This is a genomic window from Nocardioides sp. 1609, assembly GCF_004522105.1.
Taxonomy (GTDB): domain Bacteria; phylum Actinomycetota; class Actinomycetes; order Propionibacteriales; family Nocardioidaceae; genus Nocardioides.
Genome location: NZ_SPUJ01000005.1, coordinates 335570 through 357869, shown reverse-complemented (window position 1 = coordinate 357869; position 22300 = coordinate 335570). Strand labels below are relative to the sequence as shown.

Annotated in this window: 22 protein-coding genes and 1 pseudogene; 11 read left to right on the top strand and 12 right to left on the bottom strand. The window is 73.3% G+C overall.

Going from position 1 to position 22300, the window contains the following annotated elements:
• Positions 1-113 precede the first annotated feature (113 nt).
• The 4 genes from E4623_RS15525 to E4623_RS15510 are packed head-to-tail and all read left to right on the top strand — an operon-like array spanning position 114 to position 4254.
• Entirely contained in the window at positions 114-881 is a 768-nt protein-coding gene (locus E4623_RS15525; RefSeq protein WP_134767452.1) for a DeoR/GlpR family DNA-binding transcription regulator, read from the top strand.
• Between the two features lie 17 nt (positions 882-898).
• On the top strand, positions 899-1858 hold the full coding sequence (locus tag E4623_RS15520; protein ID WP_134767722.1) for a hexose kinase: 960 nt from the start codon (positions 899-901) through the stop codon (positions 1856-1858).
• Positions 1859-1862: 4 nt separating this feature from the next.
• Complete coding sequence (locus tag E4623_RS15515) at positions 1863-3947, top strand: fructose-specific PTS transporter subunit EIIC (RefSeq protein WP_134767451.1); 2085 nt, start codon at positions 1863-1865, stop codon at positions 3945-3947.
• A gap of 46 nt (positions 3948-3993) precedes the next feature.
• The gene (locus E4623_RS15510) at positions 3994-4254 is read left to right on the top strand and encodes an HPr family phosphocarrier protein (RefSeq protein ID WP_134767450.1); all 261 of its coding nucleotides are present in this window, start codon (positions 3994-3996) and stop codon (positions 4252-4254) included.
• A 126-nt stretch (positions 4255-4380) separates the two neighbouring features.
• Here E4623_RS15510 and E4623_RS15505 read toward each other — a convergent pair whose 3' ends face one another.
• The 6 genes from E4623_RS15505 to E4623_RS15480 form a co-directional block, all read right to left on the bottom strand.
• Positions 4381-5385, bottom strand: a complete 1005-nt coding sequence (locus E4623_RS15505) for a hypothetical protein (protein ID WP_134767449.1) — start codon at positions 5383-5385, stop codon at positions 4381-4383.
• Positions 5378-6313: a bifunctional riboflavin kinase/FAD synthetase gene (locus E4623_RS15500; RefSeq protein ID WP_134767448.1), complete on the bottom strand. Its 936-nt coding sequence runs from the start codon at positions 6311-6313 to the stop codon at positions 5378-5380. Before E4623_RS15500 ends, E4623_RS15505 begins: the two co-directional genes overlap by 8 nt.
• A 21-nt stretch (positions 6314-6334) precedes the next feature.
• Positions 6335-7213, bottom strand: a complete 879-nt coding sequence (gene truB / locus E4623_RS15495; RefSeq protein WP_134767447.1) for a tRNA pseudouridine(55) synthase TruB — start codon at positions 7211-7213, stop codon at positions 6335-6337.
• Entirely contained in the window at positions 7210-7749 is a 540-nt protein-coding gene (rbfA, locus tag E4623_RS15490) for a 30S ribosome-binding factor RbfA (protein ID WP_134767446.1), read from the bottom strand. The genes truB and rbfA overlap by 4 nt, the downstream gene beginning before the upstream one ends.
• A gap of 169 nt (positions 7750-7918) precedes the next feature.
• Positions 7919-10813 carry a translation initiation factor IF-2 gene (infB, locus tag E4623_RS15485; RefSeq protein WP_134767445.1) on the bottom strand — a complete coding sequence of 965 codons (2895 nt, stop codon included), beginning with the start codon at positions 10811-10813 and terminating at the stop codon, positions 7919-7921.
• Between the two features lie 145 nt (positions 10814-10958).
• On the bottom strand, positions 10959-11219 hold the full coding sequence (locus E4623_RS15480; protein WP_280633671.1) for a YlxR family protein: 261 nt from the start codon (positions 11217-11219) through the stop codon (positions 10959-10961).
• A gap of 116 nt (positions 11220-11335) precedes the next feature.
• Here E4623_RS15480 and E4623_RS15475 point away from each other — a divergent pair, with 116 nt between their 5' ends.
• The gene (locus E4623_RS15475; RefSeq protein ID WP_134767443.1) at positions 11336-12100 is read left to right on the top strand and encodes a glycoside hydrolase family 16 protein; all 765 of its coding nucleotides are present in this window, start codon (positions 11336-11338) and stop codon (positions 12098-12100) included.
• A 46-nt stretch (positions 12101-12146) separates the two neighbouring features.
• Here the strand turns inward: E4623_RS15475 and nusA are convergent, their stop codons facing one another.
• Together nusA and rimP are read right to left on the bottom strand one after the other, a co-directional pair.
• Positions 12147-13127, bottom strand: coding sequence for a transcription termination factor NusA (gene nusA, locus E4623_RS15470; RefSeq protein ID WP_134767442.1), 981 nt, complete (start codon positions 13125-13127; stop codon positions 12147-12149).
• Positions 13127-13645: a ribosome maturation factor RimP gene (rimP, locus tag E4623_RS15465; RefSeq protein WP_134767441.1), complete on the bottom strand. Its 519-nt coding sequence runs from the start codon at positions 13643-13645 to the stop codon at positions 13127-13129. Before rimP ends, nusA begins: the two co-directional genes overlap by 1 nt.
• 141 nt (positions 13646-13786) lie before the next feature.
• On the opposite strand from rimP, the gene E4623_RS22700 reads away from it, so the two are divergent.
• The 6 genes and pseudogenes from E4623_RS22700 to E4623_RS23450 all read left to right on the top strand — a co-directional run bounded on the left by E4623_RS22700 (position 13787) and on the right by E4623_RS23450 (position 17568).
• Positions 13787-14290: a hypothetical protein gene (locus E4623_RS22700; RefSeq protein WP_167736667.1), complete on the top strand. Its 504-nt coding sequence runs from the start codon at positions 13787-13789 to the stop codon at positions 14288-14290.
• Positions 14287-14706 (top strand): DUF4439 domain-containing protein, encoded by a 420-nt coding sequence (locus E4623_RS22695; protein ID WP_167736666.1) that lies wholly within the window; start codon positions 14287-14289, stop codon positions 14704-14706. The genes E4623_RS22700 and E4623_RS22695 overlap by 4 nt, the downstream gene beginning before the upstream one ends.
• A 500-nt stretch (positions 14707-15206) precedes the next feature.
• The gene (dhaK, locus tag E4623_RS15455) at positions 15207-16205 is read left to right on the top strand and encodes a dihydroxyacetone kinase subunit DhaK (RefSeq protein WP_134767440.1); all 999 of its coding nucleotides are present in this window, start codon (positions 15207-15209) and stop codon (positions 16203-16205) included.
• 2 nt (positions 16206-16207) lie between these two features.
• Positions 16208-16870, top strand: coding sequence for a dihydroxyacetone kinase subunit DhaL (gene dhaL, locus E4623_RS15450; protein ID WP_134767439.1), 663 nt, complete (start codon positions 16208-16210; stop codon positions 16868-16870).
• Positions 16867-17250, top strand: a pseudogene (gene dhaM / locus E4623_RS23455) (dihydroxyacetone kinase phosphoryl donor subunit DhaM); the annotation flags it as partial. The gene dhaL and the pseudogene dhaM, both read left to right, overlap by 4 nt.
• Positions 17239-17568, top strand: coding sequence for an HPr family phosphocarrier protein (locus E4623_RS23450; protein ID WP_348537298.1), 330 nt, complete (start codon positions 17239-17241; stop codon positions 17566-17568). The pseudogene dhaM and the gene E4623_RS23450, both read left to right, overlap by 12 nt.
• Before the next feature lie 28 nt (positions 17569-17596).
• On the opposite strand, the gene E4623_RS15440 is transcribed toward E4623_RS23450, so the two are convergent.
• The 4 genes from E4623_RS15440 to ispG all read right to left on the bottom strand — a co-directional run bounded on the left by E4623_RS15440 (position 17597) and on the right by ispG (position 22222).
• Entirely contained in the window at positions 17597-18304 is a 708-nt protein-coding gene (locus E4623_RS15440) for an HAD family hydrolase (RefSeq protein ID WP_134767437.1), read from the bottom strand.
• Positions 18304-20073: a proline--tRNA ligase gene (locus tag E4623_RS15435; RefSeq protein ID WP_134767436.1), complete on the bottom strand. Its 1770-nt coding sequence runs from the start codon at positions 20071-20073 to the stop codon at positions 18304-18306. Before E4623_RS15435 ends, E4623_RS15440 begins: the two co-directional genes overlap by 1 nt.
• Before the next feature lie 80 nt (positions 20074-20153).
• Positions 20154-20999, bottom strand: a complete 846-nt coding sequence (locus tag E4623_RS15430) for a GNAT family N-acetyltransferase (RefSeq protein WP_134767435.1) — start codon at positions 20997-20999, stop codon at positions 20154-20156.
• 71 nt (positions 21000-21070) lie between these two features.
• Positions 21071-22222, bottom strand: a complete 1152-nt coding sequence (gene ispG / locus E4623_RS15425; protein WP_134767434.1) for a flavodoxin-dependent (E)-4-hydroxy-3-methylbut-2-enyl-diphosphate synthase — start codon at positions 22220-22222, stop codon at positions 21071-21073.
• Positions 22223-22300 lie beyond the last annotated feature (78 nt).

Sequence of the window (22300 nt, the reverse complement as noted above, 5' to 3'; positions counted from 1 at the left end):
ACCCCTTGACAGTCAACACATTCGGGCATAAAACAACATAAGTGCAGATTGTGAGGGCCGCCACTCGGCCCTGCCGGTTCCACCGAGCGACCGGGCACGGGTGAGGAGGTCACGTGTACGCCGAGGAACGTCAGCAGGCCATGTCGCGCCTGATCACCGAGCACAGACGCGTCTCGGTGACGGCGCTGGCCGAAGAGTACGACGTCACCACCGAGACCGTGCGCCGTGACCTCTCGCAGCTGGAGCGCCTCGGCCTCGTGCGCCGCGTCCACGGCGGCGCCGTCCCCGCCGACGCGCTCGGGACGACCGAGGCCGCGCTGGGCGACCGCGACCGGCTCAACACCGACCTCAAGGACCTCATCGCCAAGGCGGCCGTGGCGCTGCTGCCCGCCGACGGGTCGACGATCATCCTCGACGCCGGCAGCACGACGTCCCGCCTGGCGGGTGCGCTCCCCCAGGACCGGCGCCTGGTCGTGTTCACCCACGCGGTCCCGGTCGCCTCGCGGCTGGCCACGCTCCCCCTGGTCGAGCTGCACCTGCTCCCCGGACGGGTGCGCACCGCGACGCACGCCGCCGTCGGCCCCGACACCGTCGCGGCCCTCGGCATGCTGCGCGCCGACATCGCCTTCCTCGGCAGCAACGCCCTCAGCGTCGGGCACGGACTGTCCACCCCCGACGCCGACGAGGCCGCGACCAAGCGCGCCATCGTGGGCGCCGCCCAGCAGGTGGTCGCCCTGGTCGACTCGACCAAGATCGGCCACGACTCCGCCATCCGTTTCGCGGCGCTCTCCGAGGTGGACATCGTGGTCACCGACGCCGCCATCGAGCCGTCCGACCGTCGGGCGATCGAGAGAGCAGGAATCGAGGTTCTCCTAGCGTGAGCATCCCCCCGACCGGCCTGATCGTCACCCTGACACCCAACCCCAGCATCGACCGCACGATCATGCTGGAGGGCCCGCTGCTGCGCGGCGCCGTCCAGCGCACCGAGGCGGCGTTCTCCCAGGCCGGCGGCAAGGGGGTCAACATCTCGCGGGCCTGCCTCGCCGCCGACGTCGCGACGACGGCGGTGCTGCCCGCCTCCCCCGACGACCCGTTCGCCCTCGAGCTCGCCGCGGCGGCCATCCCGAGCCGCCTGGTCGCCCCCGACGGGCCCGTCCGCGTCAACCTCACCGTCAGCGAGCCCGACGGCACCACCACCAAGCTCAACAGCCCCGGCGCCACCGCCACCCCCGCCACCCTCGACGCCCTCGCCGCCACGCTCCACGAGCTCGCCGCCTCCGCGGAGTGGGTCGTCCTTGCCGGCTCGCTGCCGCCGGGCGCCCCCGCCGGCTGGTACGCCGACCTGGTCGCCGACCTGCGCACCGTCACCCGGGTCGCGGTCGACACCTCCGAGGAGCCGCTCACCGCGCTCGTCGCGCGGCTCTCGCCCGAGACCGCGCCGCACCTGATGAAGCCGAACGGCGAGGAGCTGGCCTCCTTCACCGGTGGCGACGCCGACCTGCTCGAGTCCGACCCGGCGGCGGCCGCGACCGCTGCCCGCACGCTGGTCGACGCCGGCGTCACCGACGTCCTGGCCACCCTCGGTGGTCACGGCGCCGTCCTGGTCACCGCCGAGGGGGCGTGGCACGCGACGCCCCCTCCGACGGAGGTCGTCAGCACCGTCGGTGCCGGCGACTCCAGCCTGTTCGGCTACCTGCTCGGGGGGCTCCGCGGCCAGGACCCCGCCGACCGCCTGGCTCTCGCCGTCGCCTACGGCAGCGCAGCCGCCGCACTTCCCGGCACCACCATCCCCCAGCCAGAGCAGGTGCGACCAGACCTGGTCGTCGTCCGCGACCTGGCGACCACCACTGGAGCGTGACCGCATGACCGAGCTCATCACCGCTGACCTGGTCCGGCTCGACGCCGACCTCGGCAGCGACAAGCACGACGTGATCCGGGCGCTGGCCCGCGTCGTCCAGGACGCCGACCGGGCGATCGACGTCGACCGGCTCGTCGAGGACGCGCTGGCCCGCGAGGCCACCTCGCCGACCGGGCTCAAGGGCGGCATCGCGATCCCGCACTGCCGCACCGAGGGGGTCGAGGAGCCCACGCTGGTCTTCACCCGGCTCGCCCCGCCGGTCGACTTCGGCGCCAAGGACGGCCCGGCCGACATCGCGTTCCTCATCGCCGCCCCGGCCGGTGGCGGCAGCACCCACCTCCAGATCCTCACCAAGCTCGCCCGGGCGCTGGTCCGCAAGGACTTCACCGACGGGCTCCGCGCCGCCACCACCGCCGACGAGGTCGTCGCGCTCGTGCTGGACGCCGTGGCCGACAAGCCCAAGCCGGCCGCCGACCCGGTGAGCATCGACAAGCCCCCGGCTGACACCGCGACCGCGACCACCCCTGCGGCGGCCCGCGTCACCCGCCGCCTGGTCGCCGTCACCGCGTGCCCGACCGGCATCGCGCACACCTACATGGCCGCCGAGGCCCTGGAGGCCGCCGCGGCCCGCGCCGGCGTCGAGATCGAGGTCGAGACCCAGGGCTCGGCCGGCTCGACCCCGCTCGACCCCGCGACCATCGCCGCCGCGGACGCCGTCATCTTCGCCGTCGACGTCGGGGTGCGCGACCGGGGCCGGTTCGCCGGGAAGCCGCTGGTCTCCTCCGGCGTCAAGCGCCCCATCGACGACGGCGACGGCATCATCGCCGAGGCCCTGCGCAACGCCGACGACCCCCAGGCCCCGCGCGTCGAGGGCAGCGGCGGTGGCGAGAGCACGAACACCGGTGGCGGTGCCAACGAGTCGTGGGGCGGGCGCACCCGCCGGGTCCTGATGACCGGGGTGTCCTACATGATCCCGTTCGTCGCGGCCGGCGGTCTGCTGATCGCCCTGTCGTTCCTGCTCGGTGGCTACGAGATCGTCGGCCCGTACGGCGACGTCGCGGTCAACAACACGCTCTTCGACCTCCCGGACCCGGGCGCCCTCGGCCTCGACCACGCGCTGTTCGACTCCGGCCTGATGGTCTACCTCGGTGCGCTGTTCTTCATCATCGGCAAGACGGCGTTCATGTTCTTCATCCCGGCCCTGGCCGGCTACATCGCCTACGCGATCGCCGACCGCCCCGGCATCGCCCCCGGCTTCATCGTCGGTGGCCTGGCCGCCAACATCTTCGGCGTCGCCGACCCCAACGGCGTCGGCCTGCCGGCCACCGGCTTCCTCGGCGCGATCGTGGGCGGCGTCCTCGCCGGCATCATCGCGCACTGGATCGCGAGCTGGAGCGTGCCGAAGTGGGCCCGCGGCCTGATGCCGGTGCTCGTCATCCCGCTGCTGACCTCGATCATCGCCGGCCTGCTCATGATCGTCGTCTTCGGCCGGCCGATCGGCTGGCTGATGGACCAGCTCACCGACGGGCTGTCCGACATGAGCGGCAGCTACGCCGTCCTGCTCGGCGCGATCCTGGGCCTGATGATGGCCTTCGACATGGGCGGTCCGCTCAACAAGGTCGCCTACTCCTTCGCCGCGGCCGGCGTCGGCGGCGCCTCGCTCGCCAGCGACGCCCCCGAGCTGAAGATCATGGCGGCGGTGATGCTCGCCGGCATGGTCCCGCCGATCGCGCTGGCGCTGGCCACCGTCGTCCGGCCGCGGCTCTTCAACGCCGCCGAGCGCGAGAACGGCAAGGCCGGCTGGCTGCTCGGCGCGTCGTTCATCACCGAGGGCGCGATCCCGTTCGCGGCCGCCGACCCGCTGCGCGTGATCCCCGCGATGATGCTCGGCTCCGCCGTCACCGGTGGGCTCTCTGAGCTGATGGACGTCAGCGTCCGGGCACCGCACGGGGGTATCTTCGTGCTGTTCGCCGTCGACGGCGTGCTGGGATTCCTGCTGGCGCTCGCGGCCGGCGTCGTCGTCGGTGCGGCCGCCGTGATCGCCCTCAAGTCCACCGCCAAGGACCCCGTCGCCGCGGCCGTGGCGTGACCCCCTGACCCAGCAGCTCCCTCACCCACCACCACCAGGAGAACCCATGCCCACCAGGACCGTCACCGTCGGCTCGGCCGTCGGCCTCCACGCCCGTCCCGCCGCGATCATCAGCGAGGCGGCCGGCGACCTCGACTCCGACGTGCTGATCGGCGTCCCCGGCGACGAGCCCGTCGACGCCGGCTCGTCGCTGCTCATCATGACCCTCGGTGCCGGCAACGGCGACACGATCGAGGTCTCCGGTGACAACCAGGCCGACGTCGACGCCATCGCCGCCCTCGTCGAGAAGGACCTCGACGCCGAGTGACCGAACGCCACGACGACCAGACCGCGGTGTCGACGCCCTCCCGGCGGCGGCGCCGCGGCTGGTAGTCCTGGCTCCGTCCGATGCCGGTGGAGCCGCCTCCGGCTCCCGCCTCGCGCCGACGTGCGATCAGGCGGTGGCCGGGTCGTCGCGCAGGGTGAGGTAGACCGCCCGCATGCCGACCGCGCGCTCGAGCTCCTCGGTGACCGCCGCGAAGAACTGGCTGCGGTAGGTCTCGTCGGTGACCGCCGAGACGGTGAAGTAGAGCCCCGAGAACGCGGCGAGGAACAACGAGACCTTGAGCAGCTCGTAGGAGACCGTGGGCAGGAACGAGAAGCTGTCGACCCCGCCGTCGAGGCCGGTCCAGGCGTTCTGGACGTCCACGGTCATCACCAGCGCACCGAAGAGCAGGAAGAAGCAGAAGACCGTCACCGCGAGCAGCAGCACCTGGCCGATCTGCACGACCAGCAGCACCAGGATCAGGTTCCAACGGTCGTAGCCCGAGACCTGGGCGTTCGCGGCCGGGTCCCGCCCCTCCTCGACGAGCCGGACGGCGGCCGCCTCGAGCGGCGTGCCGCGCGTCGTGCGCCGCAGGAACTCGTCGTCGACCGCGTCGTCGACCCGGTCCACCTCCTCGGGCAGGCGGACGAGCAGGAACAGCACCGCGAGCCCGGTCAGCAGCAGCACGACGGTCCAGAGGATGCCGGGCTTGAGGTTGGCCGTCATCTGCCACGCCTCGGCGTTGATGAACAGGAACGTCACGAACACGAGCAGGAGCGGCAGCGCCCGGCTCACCATCGGCACCAGCACCCGCAGGCTGCCGAAGGTGTGGCTGAGCGCCCAGACGACGATCCCCTGCGCGCGCAGGGCCGTCAGGGCGTAGCCCAGGGCACCGATGCCCGCGAAGGAGACGATCACGGCGGGGGCCGCCGTCACCTCGTCGGAGAACCACGCCAGCAGCGCGCCGATCGCGACCGCCAGGAGGGAGACACCGAGCACCGGCGGGAGGAAGCGCCGCGGGCGGAGGCCGGCCCGGACGGCGTCGCGCACGTCGGGCACGAAGTACGACAGGCCGTGGGCCTGGAACCAGTGCTCGGCCTCCGCGACCGCCGGTGAGGGGGAGCCGTCAGGCACCGAGGACCTCGCGGGCCCGCCGGACGTCGTCGGCCATCTGCTCCACGAGGGCGTCGATCCCGTCGAAGGCGACCATCCCGCGCAGCCGGTCGACGAAGGAGACCTCGACCTCGACGCCGTACAGCTCGAGGTCGGTCCGGTCGAGGACGTAGCCCTCGACCCGGCGGTAGCGGTCACCGTCGAAGGTGGGGTTGGTGCCGACGCTGATCGCGGTGGGGAACGTCTCGCCGGTGTCGGCCCGATGCAGCCACCCGGCGTACACGCCGTCAGCCGGGGCAGCGGTGAGCCCGCCGGTCGGCACGTTGGCCGTCGGGTAGCCCAGCTCGCGGCCGCGCTGGTCGCCCCGGACGACGACGCCGCGGACGCTGAACGGCCGGCCGAGGGCCTCGGCGGCACCGGCGACGTCGCCGGCGGCCAGGCAGGTGCGGACGTAGGTGGAGGACCAGACCTGGGGTCCGCCGTCGAGCTCGACGCCCACGGCCTCGAACCCGGCGGCCTGCCCCGCGGCGACGAGGAACGCGACGTCGCCGGCGGCCCGGTGCCCGAAGCGGAAGTTGGCGCCCACCACGACCGCACGGGCGCGCAGGTCCCCGACGAGCACCCGGTCGACGAACTCCTGCGGGGTCCAGCCGGCCATCGCCAGGTCGAAGGGCAGGGCCAGGACGTGGTCGACGCCGACCTCGGCGAGCAGGACGGCCCGCTCCTCGAGCGTGGTGAGCATCGTCGGGGCGTGGTCGGGCCGGAGCACCGCCATCGGGTGCGGGTCGAAGGTGACCGCCACGAGGGGGACGCCGAGGGCGGCGGCGCGCTCCCGGGCACGGGCGATCACCGCCCGGTGGCCGCGGTGGACGCCGTCGAAGTTGCCGATGGTGACGGCGGAGGCGGCGAGGTCGGCCGGGATCTCCTCGAAGGAGCGCCAGATCGTCACGTCGCAGAGCCTACGGCGCGCTCACACGAAGACGGCGACCGGCCGCGCGCCCTGGTCGCGCGGCTCGTAGAGGGCGAGGAACTGGCCGTCGGGCGCGAAGACGGCGCTGAGGCCGCCGAGCTCGCGCTCGATCCGCCGACCGACGCGGACGTCGACCGCCTCGGCCTCGTCGAGGTCGACCCCCGGGAAGGTCGCCCGGGCCGCCTCGGCGATCGGGATGATCGCGAAGTCGTCGTCGAGCTGCTCGAGGGTGCGGGCGGTGCCGAGGTCGAAGGGGCCCACCGCGGTCCGGCGCAGTGCCGTCAGGTGCCCCCCGACCCCGAGCCGCTCCCCCGCGTCGCGCGCGATGGCGCGGATGTAGGTGCCGCTGGAGCAGCGCACCGACACGGTGAGCTCGGGCACCTCCGACCCGGCGCCGAGCCGGACGTCGTGGACGACGAGGTCGTGCACGGTCACCCGGCGCGGCTTGAGCTCGACCTCCTCGCCGTCGCGGACCCGCTGGTAGGCGCGCTTGCCGTCGACCTTGATGGCCGAGACGGCGGTGGGGACCTGGTCGATCGGGCCGACGAACGCCGCCAGCGCCTCGCGGACGGCGTCAGCGGTCAGGTCGGCGACGCGGGAGGCGTCGGCGGTGGCGACGACCTCGCCCTCGGCGTCGTCGGTGGTGGTGGTGACCCCGAGCCGGATGGTGGCGTCGTAGCGCTTCTCGGTGAGCATCAGGTGCCCGAGCAGCCGGGTGGCCCGGTCGACGCCGAGCACGAGCACGCCGGTGGCCATCGGGTCGAGGGTGCCGGCGTGGCCGACCTTGCGGGTGCCGGCGAGCCGGCGGATCCGGGAGACCACGCCGTGCGAGGTGATCCCGCCCGGCTTGTCGACGACGACGAGACCGGGTGCGGTCACCTCGGGCCGTCGTCCTCGGCGGTGTCGTCCGGGGCTGCGTCGGGCTCGGCGTCCACGCCGGGCTCGCCGCCCTCGTCGTCGTCCCCGTCGTCGTCGCCCTCGTCCTCGTCGTCCTCACCGATGACGCGAGGCTTCTTGTAGGGGTCCTCCTCGCCGGCGTACGCCGAGCCCCGAGCGGCCGCGACGGCCTCGTCCAGCGCCTTGGCGCGGGCGAGCACCTCCTCCAGCGCACGGGCCTCGTCGGGCAGCGCGTCGTGGAAGAACGACAGGGTCGGGACGATGCGGGTGCCGAGCTGCTTGGCGACCTCGGAGCGCAGGATCCCCTTGGCGGACTCGAGGGCCACGGCCGTGCCGGCCATCTCCTCCTCACCGCCGAGCACGGTGTAGAAGATCGAGGCCTGCTGCCCGTCGCCGGTGAGCCGGACGTCGGTGATGGTCACGAACCCGAGCCGCGGATCCTTGATCCGTCGCTCGAGCATCTCGGCCACGATCACCTGGATCCGGTCGGCGATCTTCCGGACGCGGGGGCTGGTCATGCTGCCTACTTTCTCAGACCGCCGTTGCTTGGAGCAGGGCGGGACGTCACGTGTCGCTCCGGACCGTCGCGACGGTCGGAGCGGGTGGGCGCGCCGGTGGGGACGGGCGCCCCCGAACGCCGCAAGCGGCCCCGCCGGGTGGCGGGGCCGCTTGCGCACGGGGAGCCGGTCAGCTCCGGGGGATCTCGCGCATCTCGAAGGCCTCCACGACATCGCCTTCCTTGATGTCCTGGAAGTTGCGCAGCACCAGACCGCACTCGAAGCCCTCGCGGACCTCCGAGGCGTCGTCCTTCTCGCGCTTCAGCGAGGCGAGGTCGAGGTTGTCGGCCACCACCTTGTTGTCGCGCAGGATCCGGACCTTGGCGTTGCGTCGGATGACGCCACTGGTGACCATGCAGCCGGCGATCTTGCCGATCTTGGAGCTGGAGAAGATCGCACGGATCTCCGCCTGGCCCAGGGTCGACTCCTCGAACTCCGGCTTGAGCATGCCCTTGAGGGCGGCCTCGATCTCGTCGATGGCCTGGTAGATGACGGTGTAGTACCGGATCTCCACGCCCTCCTTGTCGGCCATCTCGGTCGCCTTGCCCTGCGGGCGGACGTTGAAGCCGATGATGATCGCGTCGGAGGCGGCCGCCAGGTCGACGTTGGTCTCGGTGATCGCACCGACACCGCGGTCGATGACGCGGATGCTGACCTCGTCGCCGACGTCGATCTGCGACAGGGCGTCCTCGAGGGCCTCGACCGAGCCGGACACGTCGCCCTTGAGGATGAGGTTGAGCTCCTGGCTCGCGCCCTTCTCCATGGAGGCCATGAAGTCCTCGAGCGTGCGGCGCACGTTGCGCTTGGCCTGCATGGCCGCGCGCTGGCGGGACTCGCGCTTCTCGGCGATCTGGCGGGCCATCCGGTCGTCGTCGACGACGAGGAAGTTCTGACCCGCACCGGGCACCGAGCTGAGGCCGAGGACCATCGCCGGGCGACCGGGGTCGGCCTCGGTGATCTCCTGGCCGTGCTCGTCGAGCATCGCCCGCACGCGGCCGTAGGCCGCACCGGCGACGATCGAGTCACCGACGCGCAGCGTGCCGCGCTGGACCAGGATCGTGGCCACGGGGCCACGACCACGGTCGAGGTGGGCCTCGACCACGAGACCCTGCGCGTCCTGCGTCGGGTTGGCCCGCAGGTCGAGCGAGGCGTCGGCGGTGAGGACGACGGCCTCGAGCAGCTTGTCGAGGTTGAGCTCGGACTTGGCCGAGACGTCGACGAACATCGCGTCGCCGCCGTACTCCTCGGGCACCAGGCCGTACTCGGTCAGCTGGCCGCGGACCTTGGTCGGGTCGGCGTCGGGCTTGTCGATCTTGTTGACCGCGACGACGATCGGGACGCCGGCGGCCTTGGCGTGGTTGAGCGCCTCGACCGTCTGCGGCATGACGCCGTCGTCGGCCGCGACCACGAGGATCGCGATGTCGGTGGCCTGGGCACCACGGGCACGCATGGCGGTGAACGCCTCGTGACCGGGGGTGTCGATCAGGGTGATCCGACGCTCGTTGCCGTCGACGTCGGTCGCGACCTGGTAGGCACCGATGTGCTGGGTGATGCCACCGGCCTCCTTGTCGACGACGTTGGCGCCACGCAGGGCGTCGAGGAGCTTGGTCTTTCCGTGGTCGACGTGACCCATCACGGTCACGACCGGCGGCCGGATGACCAGGTCGGTGTCGTCGCCCTCGTCGGAGCCGAACTCGAGGTCGAAGGACCCGAGCAGCTCGCGGTCCTCGTCCTCGGGCGAGATGATCTCGATGTTGTAGTTGAGCTCCTCGCCGAGCACCTCCAGCGTGGCGTCGTTGACGGACTCGGTCGCGGTGACCATCTCACCGAGGTGGAAGAGCATCTGCACGAGCTGGGCCGCGTCGACACCCACCTTGTCGGCGAAGTCGGTCAGCGACGCGCCGCGCGCCAGGCGAACGGTCTCGCCGTTGCCCTTGCGGACGCGCATCCCACCCAGGGTCGGGGCCTCCATGGCCTCGAACTCCTGGCGACGGGCGCGCTTCGACTTGCGACCGCGACGCGACGGACCGCCGGGGCGACCGAAGGCACCCTGGGTCTGACCGCGCTGGCCGGGACGGTTGGTGGGGCGTCCACCGCTGGGGAAGCCACCGGGACGACCGGGGGCGCCGGCACCGGCACCGCCGGGACCACCGCCGGGACCACCGCGACCGGGAGCACCGGGGCGACCCGGGGCTCCGCCGCGACCGGGGGCACCGGGACGACCGGGACCGCCCGGACCGCCGGGGCCACGGCCACCGGGGCCGTTGCCGAACGCGGCCGGGGACTTCGGCATCATCGCCGGGTTCGGACGCGGCATGCCGGGGCGCCCGGGGGCGCCGCCGTCACGGGCCGACGGGGGACGCGGCGGACGGTTCTCACCGGCGCCGGCACCCGTGCCGGTGCCCGGGCTCGCGGGGGCGTCGCCCGCGGCGTCGGGGCGCGGGGCTGCGGGACGTCGTCCCATGCCCTGGTTGGACGAGAACGGGTTGTTGCCCGGACGCGGGGTGCCACCGGGCTTGCCGACCGGACGCGGGGCCGGGGCCTTGGGCGTCGGGGACGGCTTGGCCGGGGCGGAGGGTGCGGCCGACGCGGCGGGCGCGACGGGAGCAGCCGGCTCGGCAGCGGCCGGCTCGACGGGGGCCGGGGCGGCCGGGGCGGCAGCGGCCGGCTCGACGGGGGCCGGGGCGACGGGGGCGGGGGCCGGGGTCTCGACGACCGGCTCGGCCGCGGGGGCCGGGGCCTTCGGACCGGGCTTGGGGCCGGGACGGGCGCCCGGCTTCGGGCCGCTCGTGGGGGCGCCACCGGACGACGCCGGGGCCGGCGCCGACGGCGCAGCCTCGGCGGGGGCCGCGGGCGCGGCCTTGAGGGACGCGCCGACCTCCTTGCGGAAACGCATCTCCGCAGGCAGCTCGACGGTGGAGCTCGCCGACTTGACGAACTCGCCCATCTCCTTGAACTTCTCGAGAACGAACTTGCTCTCGACGCCGAACTCCTTGGCGAGCTCGTGTACGCGGGTCTTAGCCACAATTCTCCTTCATGGCTCGACCCGCTTGCCCTGGTAGGCGAATTGTGCGGTGACCGAGCCTCAGTGGTGGTGTTGCAAACTCATCGGGAAGTACTCATCGAGTGCTCATGAGCTGCTGCTCCAGTTCCCTGTGGTGGATGGTCATCTACTGTTCTCTCGCTCGTTGCGCGGCCGCGACGTGGTCCCTCACCGGCACGCTGGACAGGCCCGGGTCGGCACGCAGTGCCCTCCCGAACGCCCTCCGGCGCACCGCGAGCTCGTAGCACTCGGCGGTGGGGTGCACGTGTGCCCCCCGGCCGGGTGCGGTGGCTGTCGGATCGGGCACGACGGCCGGGTGGCCCCCTGCGTCCGAGCCGGCGGTCACCCGCAACAACTCGCGCTTGGCGGCCCGCAGCCGACATCCCACGCACGTGCGGATTGGCTCCGTGCGCACGAGGGACGACGATCGTTGGACCACCGATCCCAGTCTAGCCAACTCCCGCCCGTACTCCGAACCGGGCACGATCCCCGCGATGATGGGGCATGGCCTCCCTGGATCCTCGCGACCTCCGGTTCCCCGGGCCCGAGCTCGACACGAGCGTGTGGCTGCCCCACTACCTGCCGGCCTGGTCGTCGCGGGCGGCGACGCGGGCGTCGTACCGCTTCGAGGACGGCGACCTGCTGCTCGAGGTCCCGGTCGCGCACCCGGTGTGGTGCCCCGGCGACCACGAGCCGCCGCTGCGGGTCTCCGGACTGCAGAGCGGGAGCTGGTCGGGCCCGGTCGGCTCGACCCGCGGCCAGCAACGCTTCCGCGAGGGGCAGCTCGTCCGCGAGGAGCAGCCGCGCTTCGAGGGCTGGCTCCCCGCCGGCGGGCGGGTCGCGATCCGGGCGTCGATGGACCTGTCCCCCCGGTCGATGGCCGCGCTGTGGCTGGCCGGGCTCGAGGACGACGACGAGCAGCTCCGGTGCGGCGAGCTGTGCGTGGTCGAGGTCTTCGGCAAGGACGTCGTCCCCGGACGGTCCGCCGAGGTGGGCGTGGGGGTCAAGGCGTTCCGCGACCCGGCCCTGCGCCAGGACTTCGCGGCACCGCGGGTCGCGATCGACGTCTCCGAGCCGCACGAGTACGCCGTCGACTGGGACGCCGGGGCGGCGGTCCTGACCATCGACGGCGTGGTGGTCCGCCGCTGCCCGCGCCCACCCACGTACCCGATGCAGCTGATGCTGGCGGTCTTCGACTTCCCGGCGTGGTCGGTCGGGGACGACGACCACCTGGTCCCGTCGCTGCGGGTCAGCCGGATCTGGGGCTGACCCGCGGGGACGGGCGCCGGGCCGCTCCGGGGCACCTCGAGCGGGGTCAGCGCCGGGGCGCCTCCTCCTCGTCACCGTGGATGTCGATCCGCCAGCCGGTGAGGCGGGCGGCGAGGCGGGCGTTCTGGCCCTCCTTGCCGATGGCCAGCGACAGCTGGAACGACGGGACGACGACCTTGGCGGAGCGGGCGGCGAGGTCGACGATCTCGACGCTCTTGACCTGGGCGGGCGACAGCGCGCTGGAGACGAGCCGCGCGGGGTCGTCGGACCAGTCGACGATGTCGATCTTCTCCTCGTTGAGCGCGTGCATCACGTTGCGCACCCGCTGGCCCATCGGGCCGATGCAGGCGCCCTTGGCGTTGATGCCCGGGGCGGTCGAGCGGACGGCGATCTTGGTGCGGTGGCCGGCCTCGCGGGCGATCGCGGAGATCTCGACCTGGCCGCTGGCGATCTCGGGCACCTCGAGCGCGAAGAGCTTCTTGACGAGGTTCGGGTGCGAGCGGGTCAGGGTGATCTGCGGCCCGCGCATCCCCTTGCGCACCGACAGCACCAGGCACTTGATGCGGGTGCCGTGGCTGTAGGACTCGCCGGGCACGCGCTCGCTGACGGGCAGCAGCGCCTCGAGGCGACCCAGGTCGACCAGGACGTCGTCGGGGTTGCGGCCCTGCTGGATGATGCCGGAGATCAGGTCGCCCTCCTTGCCGGAGAACTCACCGAACTTGATCTCGTCCTCGGCGTCGCGCAGCCGCTGCATCATGATCTGCTTGGCGGTGGTCGCGGCGATCCGGCCGAACCCGTCGGGGGTGTCGTCGAACTCCCCGATCTTCTCGCCGTCGTCGTCGAGCTCGGCGGCGAGCACGGTGACGTGCCCGGTCTTGCGGTCGAGCTCGACACGGGCCTGCTCGTGGGCTCCGGGCGACTTCAGGTACGCCGTCTGGAGGGCCTGCTCGATGGCCTCGACGAGGACCTCGAACTTGATCTCCTTCTCGCGCTCCAGCATTCGCAGGATGCTCAGGTCGATGTCCATCAGTGCTCGTCCTCCTCGATGTCCGGCTCGTCGGCCGGGCCCTTGCGGTTGAACTCGATCTGCACCAGCGCCTTGGCGACGTCGGCGTACGGCAGGCGGGTGTCGGCACCGTCGACGTCGAGCACGACGGCTCCGCCGGGGTCGTCCTCGCACGCGCCGATGCGGCCGGTCACGGTGCCGCCCTCGACGAGGGTGACCTTGACCAGGCGGTCGGCGTTGCGGCGCCAGTGGCGCGGCAGGGTGAGCGGGCGGTCGACGCCGCGCGAGGTGACCTCGAGGGTGTAGGGCTGCTGCCCCATCGCCGCGGCCAGGTCACCGTCGAGCACCTCGGCGACGCAGCGGGTGGCCTCGGCGACGTCGTCCATCGTGACGCCGCCGTCCTGGTCGACCGCGACGCGGACGACGCGGCGCTTCCCGGCGGGGGTCACCTCGACGGCCTCGAGGTCGAGTCCGAGCTCGGCCAGAGGGTCGGTGAGTCCTGCTTCGATGCGGCTGGACAACGCCTGCGTGGCGGACATCCTCGCGACCTCCTGTGCTGTTGTGACGTGCGGTGGTGCCGGTCTCTCAGCGTAGGGCATGGCCGACGTCCCGGCCGTGTCGGCGCCGTCGACCGGGAGCCGCCGGGATATCGTCGCCCGGTGCCGCCGCGTCCTCCCCTCGTGACTCGTCGCGCCCTCGTCGGGGTGACCGTGCTCGGGACCGCCGGCTGCTCGATCGGGTCGCTCGACCCGTCGTCGGAGGACCCGACGATCACGCCGACGACAAGCCCGTCCGACGGCTCGGACCCCGACCCCGGCGGCACCGGGGCCACCGACGTCGACACCGACTCCGCCCTCGTCGAGGAGGCCCTGCTCGCGCTGTCGGTGGCCCACCGGACGGCCCAGGCCAACGCCCGCGCCCACCCGCCCCTGGCCGACGCGCTGGCCCCGCTGGTGCGGTTGCACCGCGCCCACGCCGGGGAGCTCGGCGGCCCGCGCCCCACGAGCGGCAGGGTCGCCGTCGGGCGTGGGTCGGTGCAGCGCGCCCGGCGCCGCGTGGCGCTGGCCGAGGAGACCCTCGAGCAGGCGCTGGCCGGCTTGGCCGTCCAGGCCGACAGCGGCGCGCTGGCCCGCCTGCTCGCCTCGATGGCCGCCTCGGTCGCGCAGCACCGGAGTGTCCTGTGACCTACCTCGACGCACTGCAGACCACCCTGGCCGCCGAGCACGCCACCCTGTTCGTCGGCGGCTATCTCGGCGCCCAGACGTCGGCCTCGGCGGACCCGACGCTCTACGAGGCGCTGCGCACGTCGTACGACGTGCACCGCGCCCGCCGTGACGAGCTCACGGCCTTCGTGGTCGCCGAGGGCGGCGAGCCGGTCGCGGCCGAGGCGTCGTACGACCTGCCGGGGGTCGTCACCGGCGACAGCGCCGCCATCCGCGCCGAGGCCCTCCGGGTCGAGCAGGCCTGCGGCACGACGTACGGCTACCTGGTGGCCAACGCCCCGAGCGAGCAGCGCCGCTGGGCGGTCGACGTGCTCGTGGACTCGGCGCGGCGCGAGCTCGCCCTAGGCGGGAGCCCCCGCCCCTCCCCCGGCCGCTGACCAGCGCGACGGAGCCGAAAAACCAGCCAGTCCGCGAACTCATCTTCCGGGGAACTCCCGAGATGCTCCCCGGAAGGATGAGTACGCGGACTGCTGGTGGCCTGGGACACCGGCCGGACGGAGGGACCGACCCGAGTCGGTGGAACCCCTTCGTGCAGAAGTCTGCAACAGTCGGGCCTCGCGGCGACACGGCCGCGGATCATCACAAGTGTGCAATGCACAAACCTGCAACCGGGGCGACCGCCCGACCTCTCCCCGGCCGCACCGCCGCGCGCGAGACCGGGTGACGGAGCGCCGAACCGGCCCGACCTCGGGCGGTGCCGGTCCCGCTCCACCGCGGCTCGGCCGCCGGGCACCGGCGGGCCCGGGCGTTGCAGGAACGTGCAGCCGACGACGCGCGGGCGCCAGGGGGTTGCGGCGGGGACCAGGTTCCGGTTCGTTGCTCGTAGGGGGAAAGGCAGCGCCGACGACGTCGACGCCGGAGTTCGGAGGACCGAGACATGAAGAAGCTCATCAACGACCCGGCGAACGTGCTCGCCGACGCCCTGCGCGGCATCGAGGCGGCCCACCCGGAGCTCAGGGTCGACCACCAGCACCGGGTGATCTACCGGGCGGAGCCGAAGCAGGACGGCCGGGTCGCGATCATCTCCGGCGGCGGGTCGGGCCACGAGCCGCTGCACGGTGGGTTCGTCGGTCCCGGCATGCTGGACGCCGCGTGCGCCGGCGAGGTGTTCACCTCGCCGACCCCCGACCAGGTGGCCGAGGCCACCACGGCCGTCGACCGCGGAGCCGGCGTGCTCCACGTCGTGAAGAACTACACCGGCGACGTGATGAACTTCGAGATGGCCGGCGAGCTCGCGGCCGCCGACTCCGGGGTCCGCGTCGAGACCGTGGTCACCGCCGACGACGTCGCCGTCCAGGACTCGACCTACACGGCCGGACGACGCGGCGTCGGCCTGACCGTCCTGCTCGAGAAGATCGTCGGCGCTGCCGCCGAGGAGGGCCAGGACCTCGACGCCGTGGTCGCGCTCGCGCAACGGGTCAACGACGCCGGCCGGTCGATGGGCATCGCCCTCACCAGCTGCACGGTGCCCGCGGCCGGCAAGCCGACATTCGACCTCCCCGAGGACGAGATGGAGGTCGGCGTCGGGATCCACGGCGAGCCGGGACGGCGCCGCGTCCCGCTCGCACCGGCGTCGGAGGTGGCCGCGCTGCTGGTCGAGCCGGTGCTCGCCGACCGCGACGCCACCGGCTCCCCCGCGATCGTGATGCTCAACGGCATGGGCGGCACCCCGCTCATCGAGCTCTACGTGCTGTACGGCGAGGTGGCGCGCCTGCTCGCCGACGCCGGCGTGCCGGTCGCGCGACGCCTGGTGGGCAACTACATCACCTCGCTCGACATGGCCGGCGCCTCGCTCACCGTGCTCGGCGCCGACGAGGACCTGCTGCGCCTGTGGGACGCGCCGGTCGACACCTCCGGGCTGCGGTGGGGGGTCTGAGCATGGCCGACACTGACACCGGCACCGTCACCCAGGCTCAGCTCGTCGGCTGGCTCGCGGCGTTCAGGGACGCCGTCCACGAGCACGGCGCCCACCTCACCGAGCTCGACTCCGCCATCGGCGACGCCGACCACGGCTCCAACCTGGTCCGCGGCATGGACGCCGTGATGGTCGCGGTGGAGGCGCCGCCCGACTCGGTGGGCGCACTGCTGAAGAAGGTCGGGATGACGTTGGTGACCTCCGTCGGCGGGGCCAGCGGGCCGCTGTACGGCACGTTCTTCCTCCGCGCCGGCACCGCCGCCGGCGACGCGACCGAGCTCGACGCGGCCGCCCTCGCCGCGGTGCTGCGGGCGGCCGTCGAGGGCGTCGTGGCGCGCGGCAAGGCCGACCGCGGCGACAAGACCATGTACGACGCGCTCGGCCCGGCCCTCGAGGCGTACGACGCAGCGCTCGCCTCCGGTGCCGACGCGGCCGGAGCCGCCCGGGCCGCCGCCGACGCGGCGGCGCGGGGCCGCGACGCGACCGAGCCGATGCAGGCGCTCAAGGGCCGGGCCAGCTACCTCGGCGAGCGCAGCATCGGCCACGTCGACCCGGGCTCGGCGTCGGCGACCCTGCTTGTCGAGGCGCTGGCCGCGGCGCTGGCCGACCCGCCGGCCGACCCGTGATCGGGATCGTGGTCGTGTCGCACAGCGCCGCGCTGGCCGCGGCGGCCGTCGACCTGGCCGCCCAGATGGTGCCGGCCGGCGGTCCGGTCGTCGCGGTCGCCGCCGGCACCGCCGACGGCGGGCTGGGCACCGACGCGACGGAGGTGGCCGACGCGTTCCGGACGGCGGCGTCGCCCGACGGCGTCCTGGTCCTGATGGACCTCGGCTCCGCGGTGCTGAGCGCCGAGCTGGCCCTCGAGCTGAGCCCGCCCGAGGACCACGAGGTGCGGCTGAGCAGTGCGCCGCTGGTCGAGGGTCTGGTCGCCGCCGTCGTCCGCGCCGCCGGGGGTGCCGACCTGGCGACGGTGCAGGCCGAGGCGGAGGACGCCCTGCGGCCGAAGGCCGTCGCGCTGGCCCCGGCCGGGGACGCCGGCGGGGTCGAGCAGGCGCCCTCCGACGGCGTCCGGCTCGTCCTGACGAACCCGCAGGGCCTGCACGCCCGCCCGGCCGCGCTCGTCGCGGCCGCCGTCGGCGACCTGGACGCCGAGGTGCGGATCACCCACGACGGACGCAGCGCCGACGCCGCGAGCTCGCTGGAGCTGATGACCCTCGGAGCCGCCGAGGGCGCCGAGATCGTGGTCTCCGCGTCGGGCGCCGACGCCGAGGCCGCGGTGCGCGCGATCAGCGCGCTGGTGGCCGACGGCTTCGGCGAGACCTGAGCCCACCGCGGCGGGCCGTCACCGGCCGCTACCAGCCCGCCACGATGTCGAGGACGTCGGCGACCCGGTGCGCCACGGCGTCCGGCTCGCCCTCGGTGTGCCCGACCTGGGAGGCCGGGATGGTGCTGTGCGGCACGTGGATCGCCCGGAGACCGGCGTTCTGGGCACCCCAGACGTCGTCGAAGAGCCGGTCGCCGACGTAGACGCAGCGGGCGGGGTCGGTGGCGCCGACGGCGTCCAGCGCGGCCCCGAACGCCCGCGGGGAGGGCTTCGTCCACGGGATCTCACTGGTGTAGACGTCGCCGTCGACCAGGTGCAGCACGCCGTCGCGCTCGAAGAAGCCCTCGTGGACCGAGCGGGGCCAGATGGTGTTGGAGAGCACCCCGACCTTGATCCCGCGCTCGCGCAGCCCCTCCCACAACGGGGCGACCTCCGGGTCGGTGATTGTGTGCGGCTCCCAGAACTCGTAGTACGCCGCCAGCAGCGCGGGGTCGTGCTCGAGGCCCGCCTCCACGAACAGGTCGGCCACCGTGGCGCTCTGCTGGTGGTCGCGGCTGCGGCCCCAGATGACCTCACCGGCACGGTGCAGCCGCTCGCGAGCCACGTCGGGGTCGTGACCGACGTCGACCACGGCCTGCACCAGCGCCAGCGACTCGGCGTGGAAGTCGACGTCGTGCCACCGGGTCAGGGTGCCGCCCCAGTCGAAGATGACGGCGTCGACCGCCCCGGTCGGCATCAGGAGCGGACCAGGGCGACCAGGTGGTCGACGATCGCGGTGGTGGCGACGTCCTCGCGCTCGCCGGAGCGCCGGTCCTTGACCTCGACGACGCCGTCGGCCAGCCCCTTGCCGACCACGACGATCGTCGGGACGCCGATCAGCTCGGCGTCCTTGAACTTCACCCCGGGGCTGATCTTGCCGGCGCGGTCGTCGAAGAGCACCTGGACCCCGGCGGCGTCGAGCTCGCGGGCGATCTCCTCCGCCGCGGCGAAGACGGCCTCGTCGCGGCCGGTGGCCACGAGGTGGACGTCGGCGGGTGCGACGTTGCGGGGCCAGCACAGGCCGACGTCGTCGAGGGTGTCCTCGGCGATCGCGGCGACCGCGCGGGTCACGCCGATGCCGTAGGAGCCCATCGTGACGGTGACGAGCTTGCCGTTCTCGTCCAGCACGCGCAGGTCGAGGGCGTCGGCGTACTTGCGGCCGAGCTGGAAGACGTGGCCCATCTCGATGCCGCGGGCGGTCTCGAGGGTGCCGCTGTCGCAGTTGGGACAGGGGTCGCCGTCGCGGATCTCGGCGGCCTCGACGGTGCCGTCGGGTGTGAAGTCGCGGCCCACGACGAGGTCGAGGACGTGGCTGCCCTGCACGTCGGCGCCGGTGACCCAGCGGGTGCCCTCGACGATGCGGGGGTCGACGAGGTACCGGATGCCGGTGGCGTTCTTCTCCCCCAGCACGCCGGGGCCGATGTAGCCCTTGACCAGCGCGGGGTGGCGGGCGAACTCGGTCTCGTCGAACGGCTCGACCTCGATCGGCTCGAGCTGGCCGTCGAGGCGCTTCTGGTCGACCTCACGGTCACCGGGGACGCCGATCGCGACCGGCTCGCGGGTGCCGTCGGGGTGCTTGAGGACGACGAGGACGTTCTTGAGCGTGTCACCGGCCGCCCAGGGCCGGTCCTCGCGGGGGAACGCGGCGTTGAGGTGGTCGACGAGGGTCGCGATCGTCGGGGTGCCGGGCGTGGCCTCGACGTGGGCGGCGGGCGCGTCGTCGTGGGCGACCGGCGCGGGCCGGCGGACCTCGACGGCCTCGACGTTGGCGGCGTAGTCGCAGTTCGTGCAGCGCACGTAGGTGTCCTCGCCCACGGCGGCACGGGCCAGGAACTCCTCCGACTTCGACCCACCCATCGCGCCGGCGGTGGCCTTGACGATGACGTAGTCGAAGCCGAGCCGGTCGAAGATCCGCACGTAGGCGTCGCGGTGGCGCTGGTAGCTCTGCTCGAGGCCGGCGTCGCTGACGTCGAAGGAGTAGGAGTCCTTCATGGTGAACTCGCGCCCGCGCAGCAGCCCCGCGCGGGGCCGCGCCTCGTCGCGGTACTTGGTCTGGATCTGGTAGAGCGAGAGCGGCAGGTCCTTGTAGGAGGAGTAGAGGTCCTTGACCACGAGGGTGAACATCTCCTCGTGCGTGGGGCCGAGCAGGTAGTCGCCGCCCTTGCGGTCCTGGAGGCGGAAGATGCCGTCGCCGTACTCGGTCCAGCGACCGGTCGCCTCGTAGGGCTCGCGCGGGAGCAGCGCGGGGAAGCTGAGCTCCTGGGCGCCGATGCCGTCCATCTCGGCCCGGATGACGTCCTCGACCTTGCGCAGGACCTTGAGGCCCAGCGGCAGCCAGGAGTAGATGCCGGGCGCGGCACGCCGGATGTAGCCGGCGCGCACGAGGAGCCGGTGGCTCGGGACCTCGGCGTCCGCGGGGTCGTCACGCAGCGTGCGCACGAACAGGGACGACATCCGGAGGATCATGGGTGAAGGCTACGGGTCGCGATCGCCCGGCAACCAATCAGTTCCTCGGGCGTCCCGCCGGTGCTGCGGCGGTCGGGGTGTCACCACATGACGGTGGAGAACCGGGTGGACTCCCGGAACCCCGCGCGGCGGTAGGCGCGGCGCGCGGGGTGGTTCCACTCGTTGACGTAGAGCGAGACGGTCGGGGCGATCTCGGCGCGCACGATCTCGACGACGGCGGCCATCCCGGCGGTCGCCAGCCCCTTCCCGCGGTGCTCGGGCGGCACCCAGACCCCCTGGATCTGGGCGGCGTCGTCGGTGGCACAGGCGACCTCGGCCTTGAAGACCAGCCGGCCGTCGTCGAAGCGGGCGAACGACCAGCCGCGCGACATCAGCTGGGTGACGCGGGCGCGGTACAGGTCGCCGGTGCCCCCGAGCTCCGGCGACACCCCGACCTCCTCGGTGTACATCGCGACGCACGCGGGGTAGAGCACCGGCAGGTCGCCGCGCTCGGTACGCCGCACGAGCGGGTCGGGCTCCACGGCCGGCGGGCCGTCGATCACCAGGTGGGGCTGCATCCAGCGCGACTCGCGAGGTCGACCCCACGAGCCGGCGACGGCGTTCCAGAACGTGCGCACGGCCTCGTGCGGCCCGACGATCGTCGTCGCCGTCCGGCTGCGCGTCAGCGCGCGCTCGGCGAACGCGCGGGCGTCGTCGTCGTTGGCCTCGATCGGCACCAGGTTCGCACCGACGTGGCAGGCCGCGACCAGCTCACCGTCGGCGTACCGGCCCCACATCTCGCCGCCCAGCCAGCGCGGCTCCAGGCTGGTGGTCCGCGCCCGGTAGAGCGCGAAGACGTTGGTCACCGGATCGCGCCCGGCCAGGGCGAGGAACGCCTCGAGGTCGGCGGGTCCGAGGACCCTGACCCCGTGGCGACTGGTTGGCACCCGGCAACCCTAGTGCGGACCGCGGGCCGGGCGCGGTGGGGCGGGCCGCCGGGTCGGTCGTGCTCCGTGGGTCAGGAGACGGAGACAGAGGCGGCGGCGCCCTCGACGGCTTCCATGCCCTCGGCGATGCGCATGGCCTCCTCGATGAGGGTCTCGACGATCTGCGACTCGGGGACGGTCTTGATGACCTCGCCCTTGACGAAGATCTGGCCCTTGCCGTTGCCGGAGGCGACGCCGAGGTCGGCCTCGCGGGCCTCGCCGGGGCCGTTGACGACGCAGCCCATGACGGCGACGCGCAGCGGGACCTCGAGCCCGTCGAGGCCGGCGGTGACCTGCTCGGCGAGGGTGTAGACGTCGACCTGGGCGCGCCCGCAGCTGGGGCAGCTGACGATCTCGAGGCGGCGCTCGCGCAGGTTGAGCGACTGCAGGATCTGGATCCCGACCTTGACCTCCTCGACCGGCGGCGCGCTGAGCGAGACGCGGATCGTGTCGCCGATGCCCTGGCTGAGCAGGGCGCCGAAGGCGGTGGCCGACTTGATGGTGCCCTGGAAGGCCGGCCCGGCCTCGGTGACGCCGAGGTGCAGCGGCCAGTCGCCGGCCTCGGCCAGCAGCTCGTAGGCGCGCACCATCACGACGGGGTCGTTGTGCTTGACGGAGATCTTGAAGTCGCGGAAGCCGTGCTCCTCGAACAGCCCGGCCTCCCAGACGGCGCTCTCGACGAGCGCCTCGGGCGTGGCCTTGCCGTACTTCTCCAGCAGCCGCTTGTCGAGCGACCCGGCGTTGACGCCGATGCGGATCGAGGTGCCGCGGTCCTGGGCGGCGCGCGCGATCTCCTTGACCTGGTCGTCGAACTTGCGGATGTTGCCCGGGTTGACCCGGACGGCGGCGCAGCCGGCGTCGATGGCCGCGAAGACGTACTTCGGCTGGAAGTGGATGTCGGCGATGACCGGGATCTGCGAGTGCTCGGCGATCTCGGCGAGCGCGTTGGCGTCGACCTGGTCGGGGCACGCGACGCGCACGATGTCGCACCCGGTCGCGGTGAGCTCGGCGATCTGCTGGAGGGTGGCGTTCACGTCGGCGGTGACCGTCGTGGTCATCGACTGCACCGAGATCGGCGACTGGCTCCCGACCCCCACCGTGCCGACCTTGATCTGACGGGTCTGGCGGCGCGGTGCCAGCACCGGCGGAGGTGCGGCGGGCATGCCCAGGCTGATCGCGGTCATGTCCCCAATCTACTGCCGAGGTCCTCGCGCCCCCACCGAGGCCGGGCCGACGGGGCGGGTCGGCAGCGCCGGGCCGGC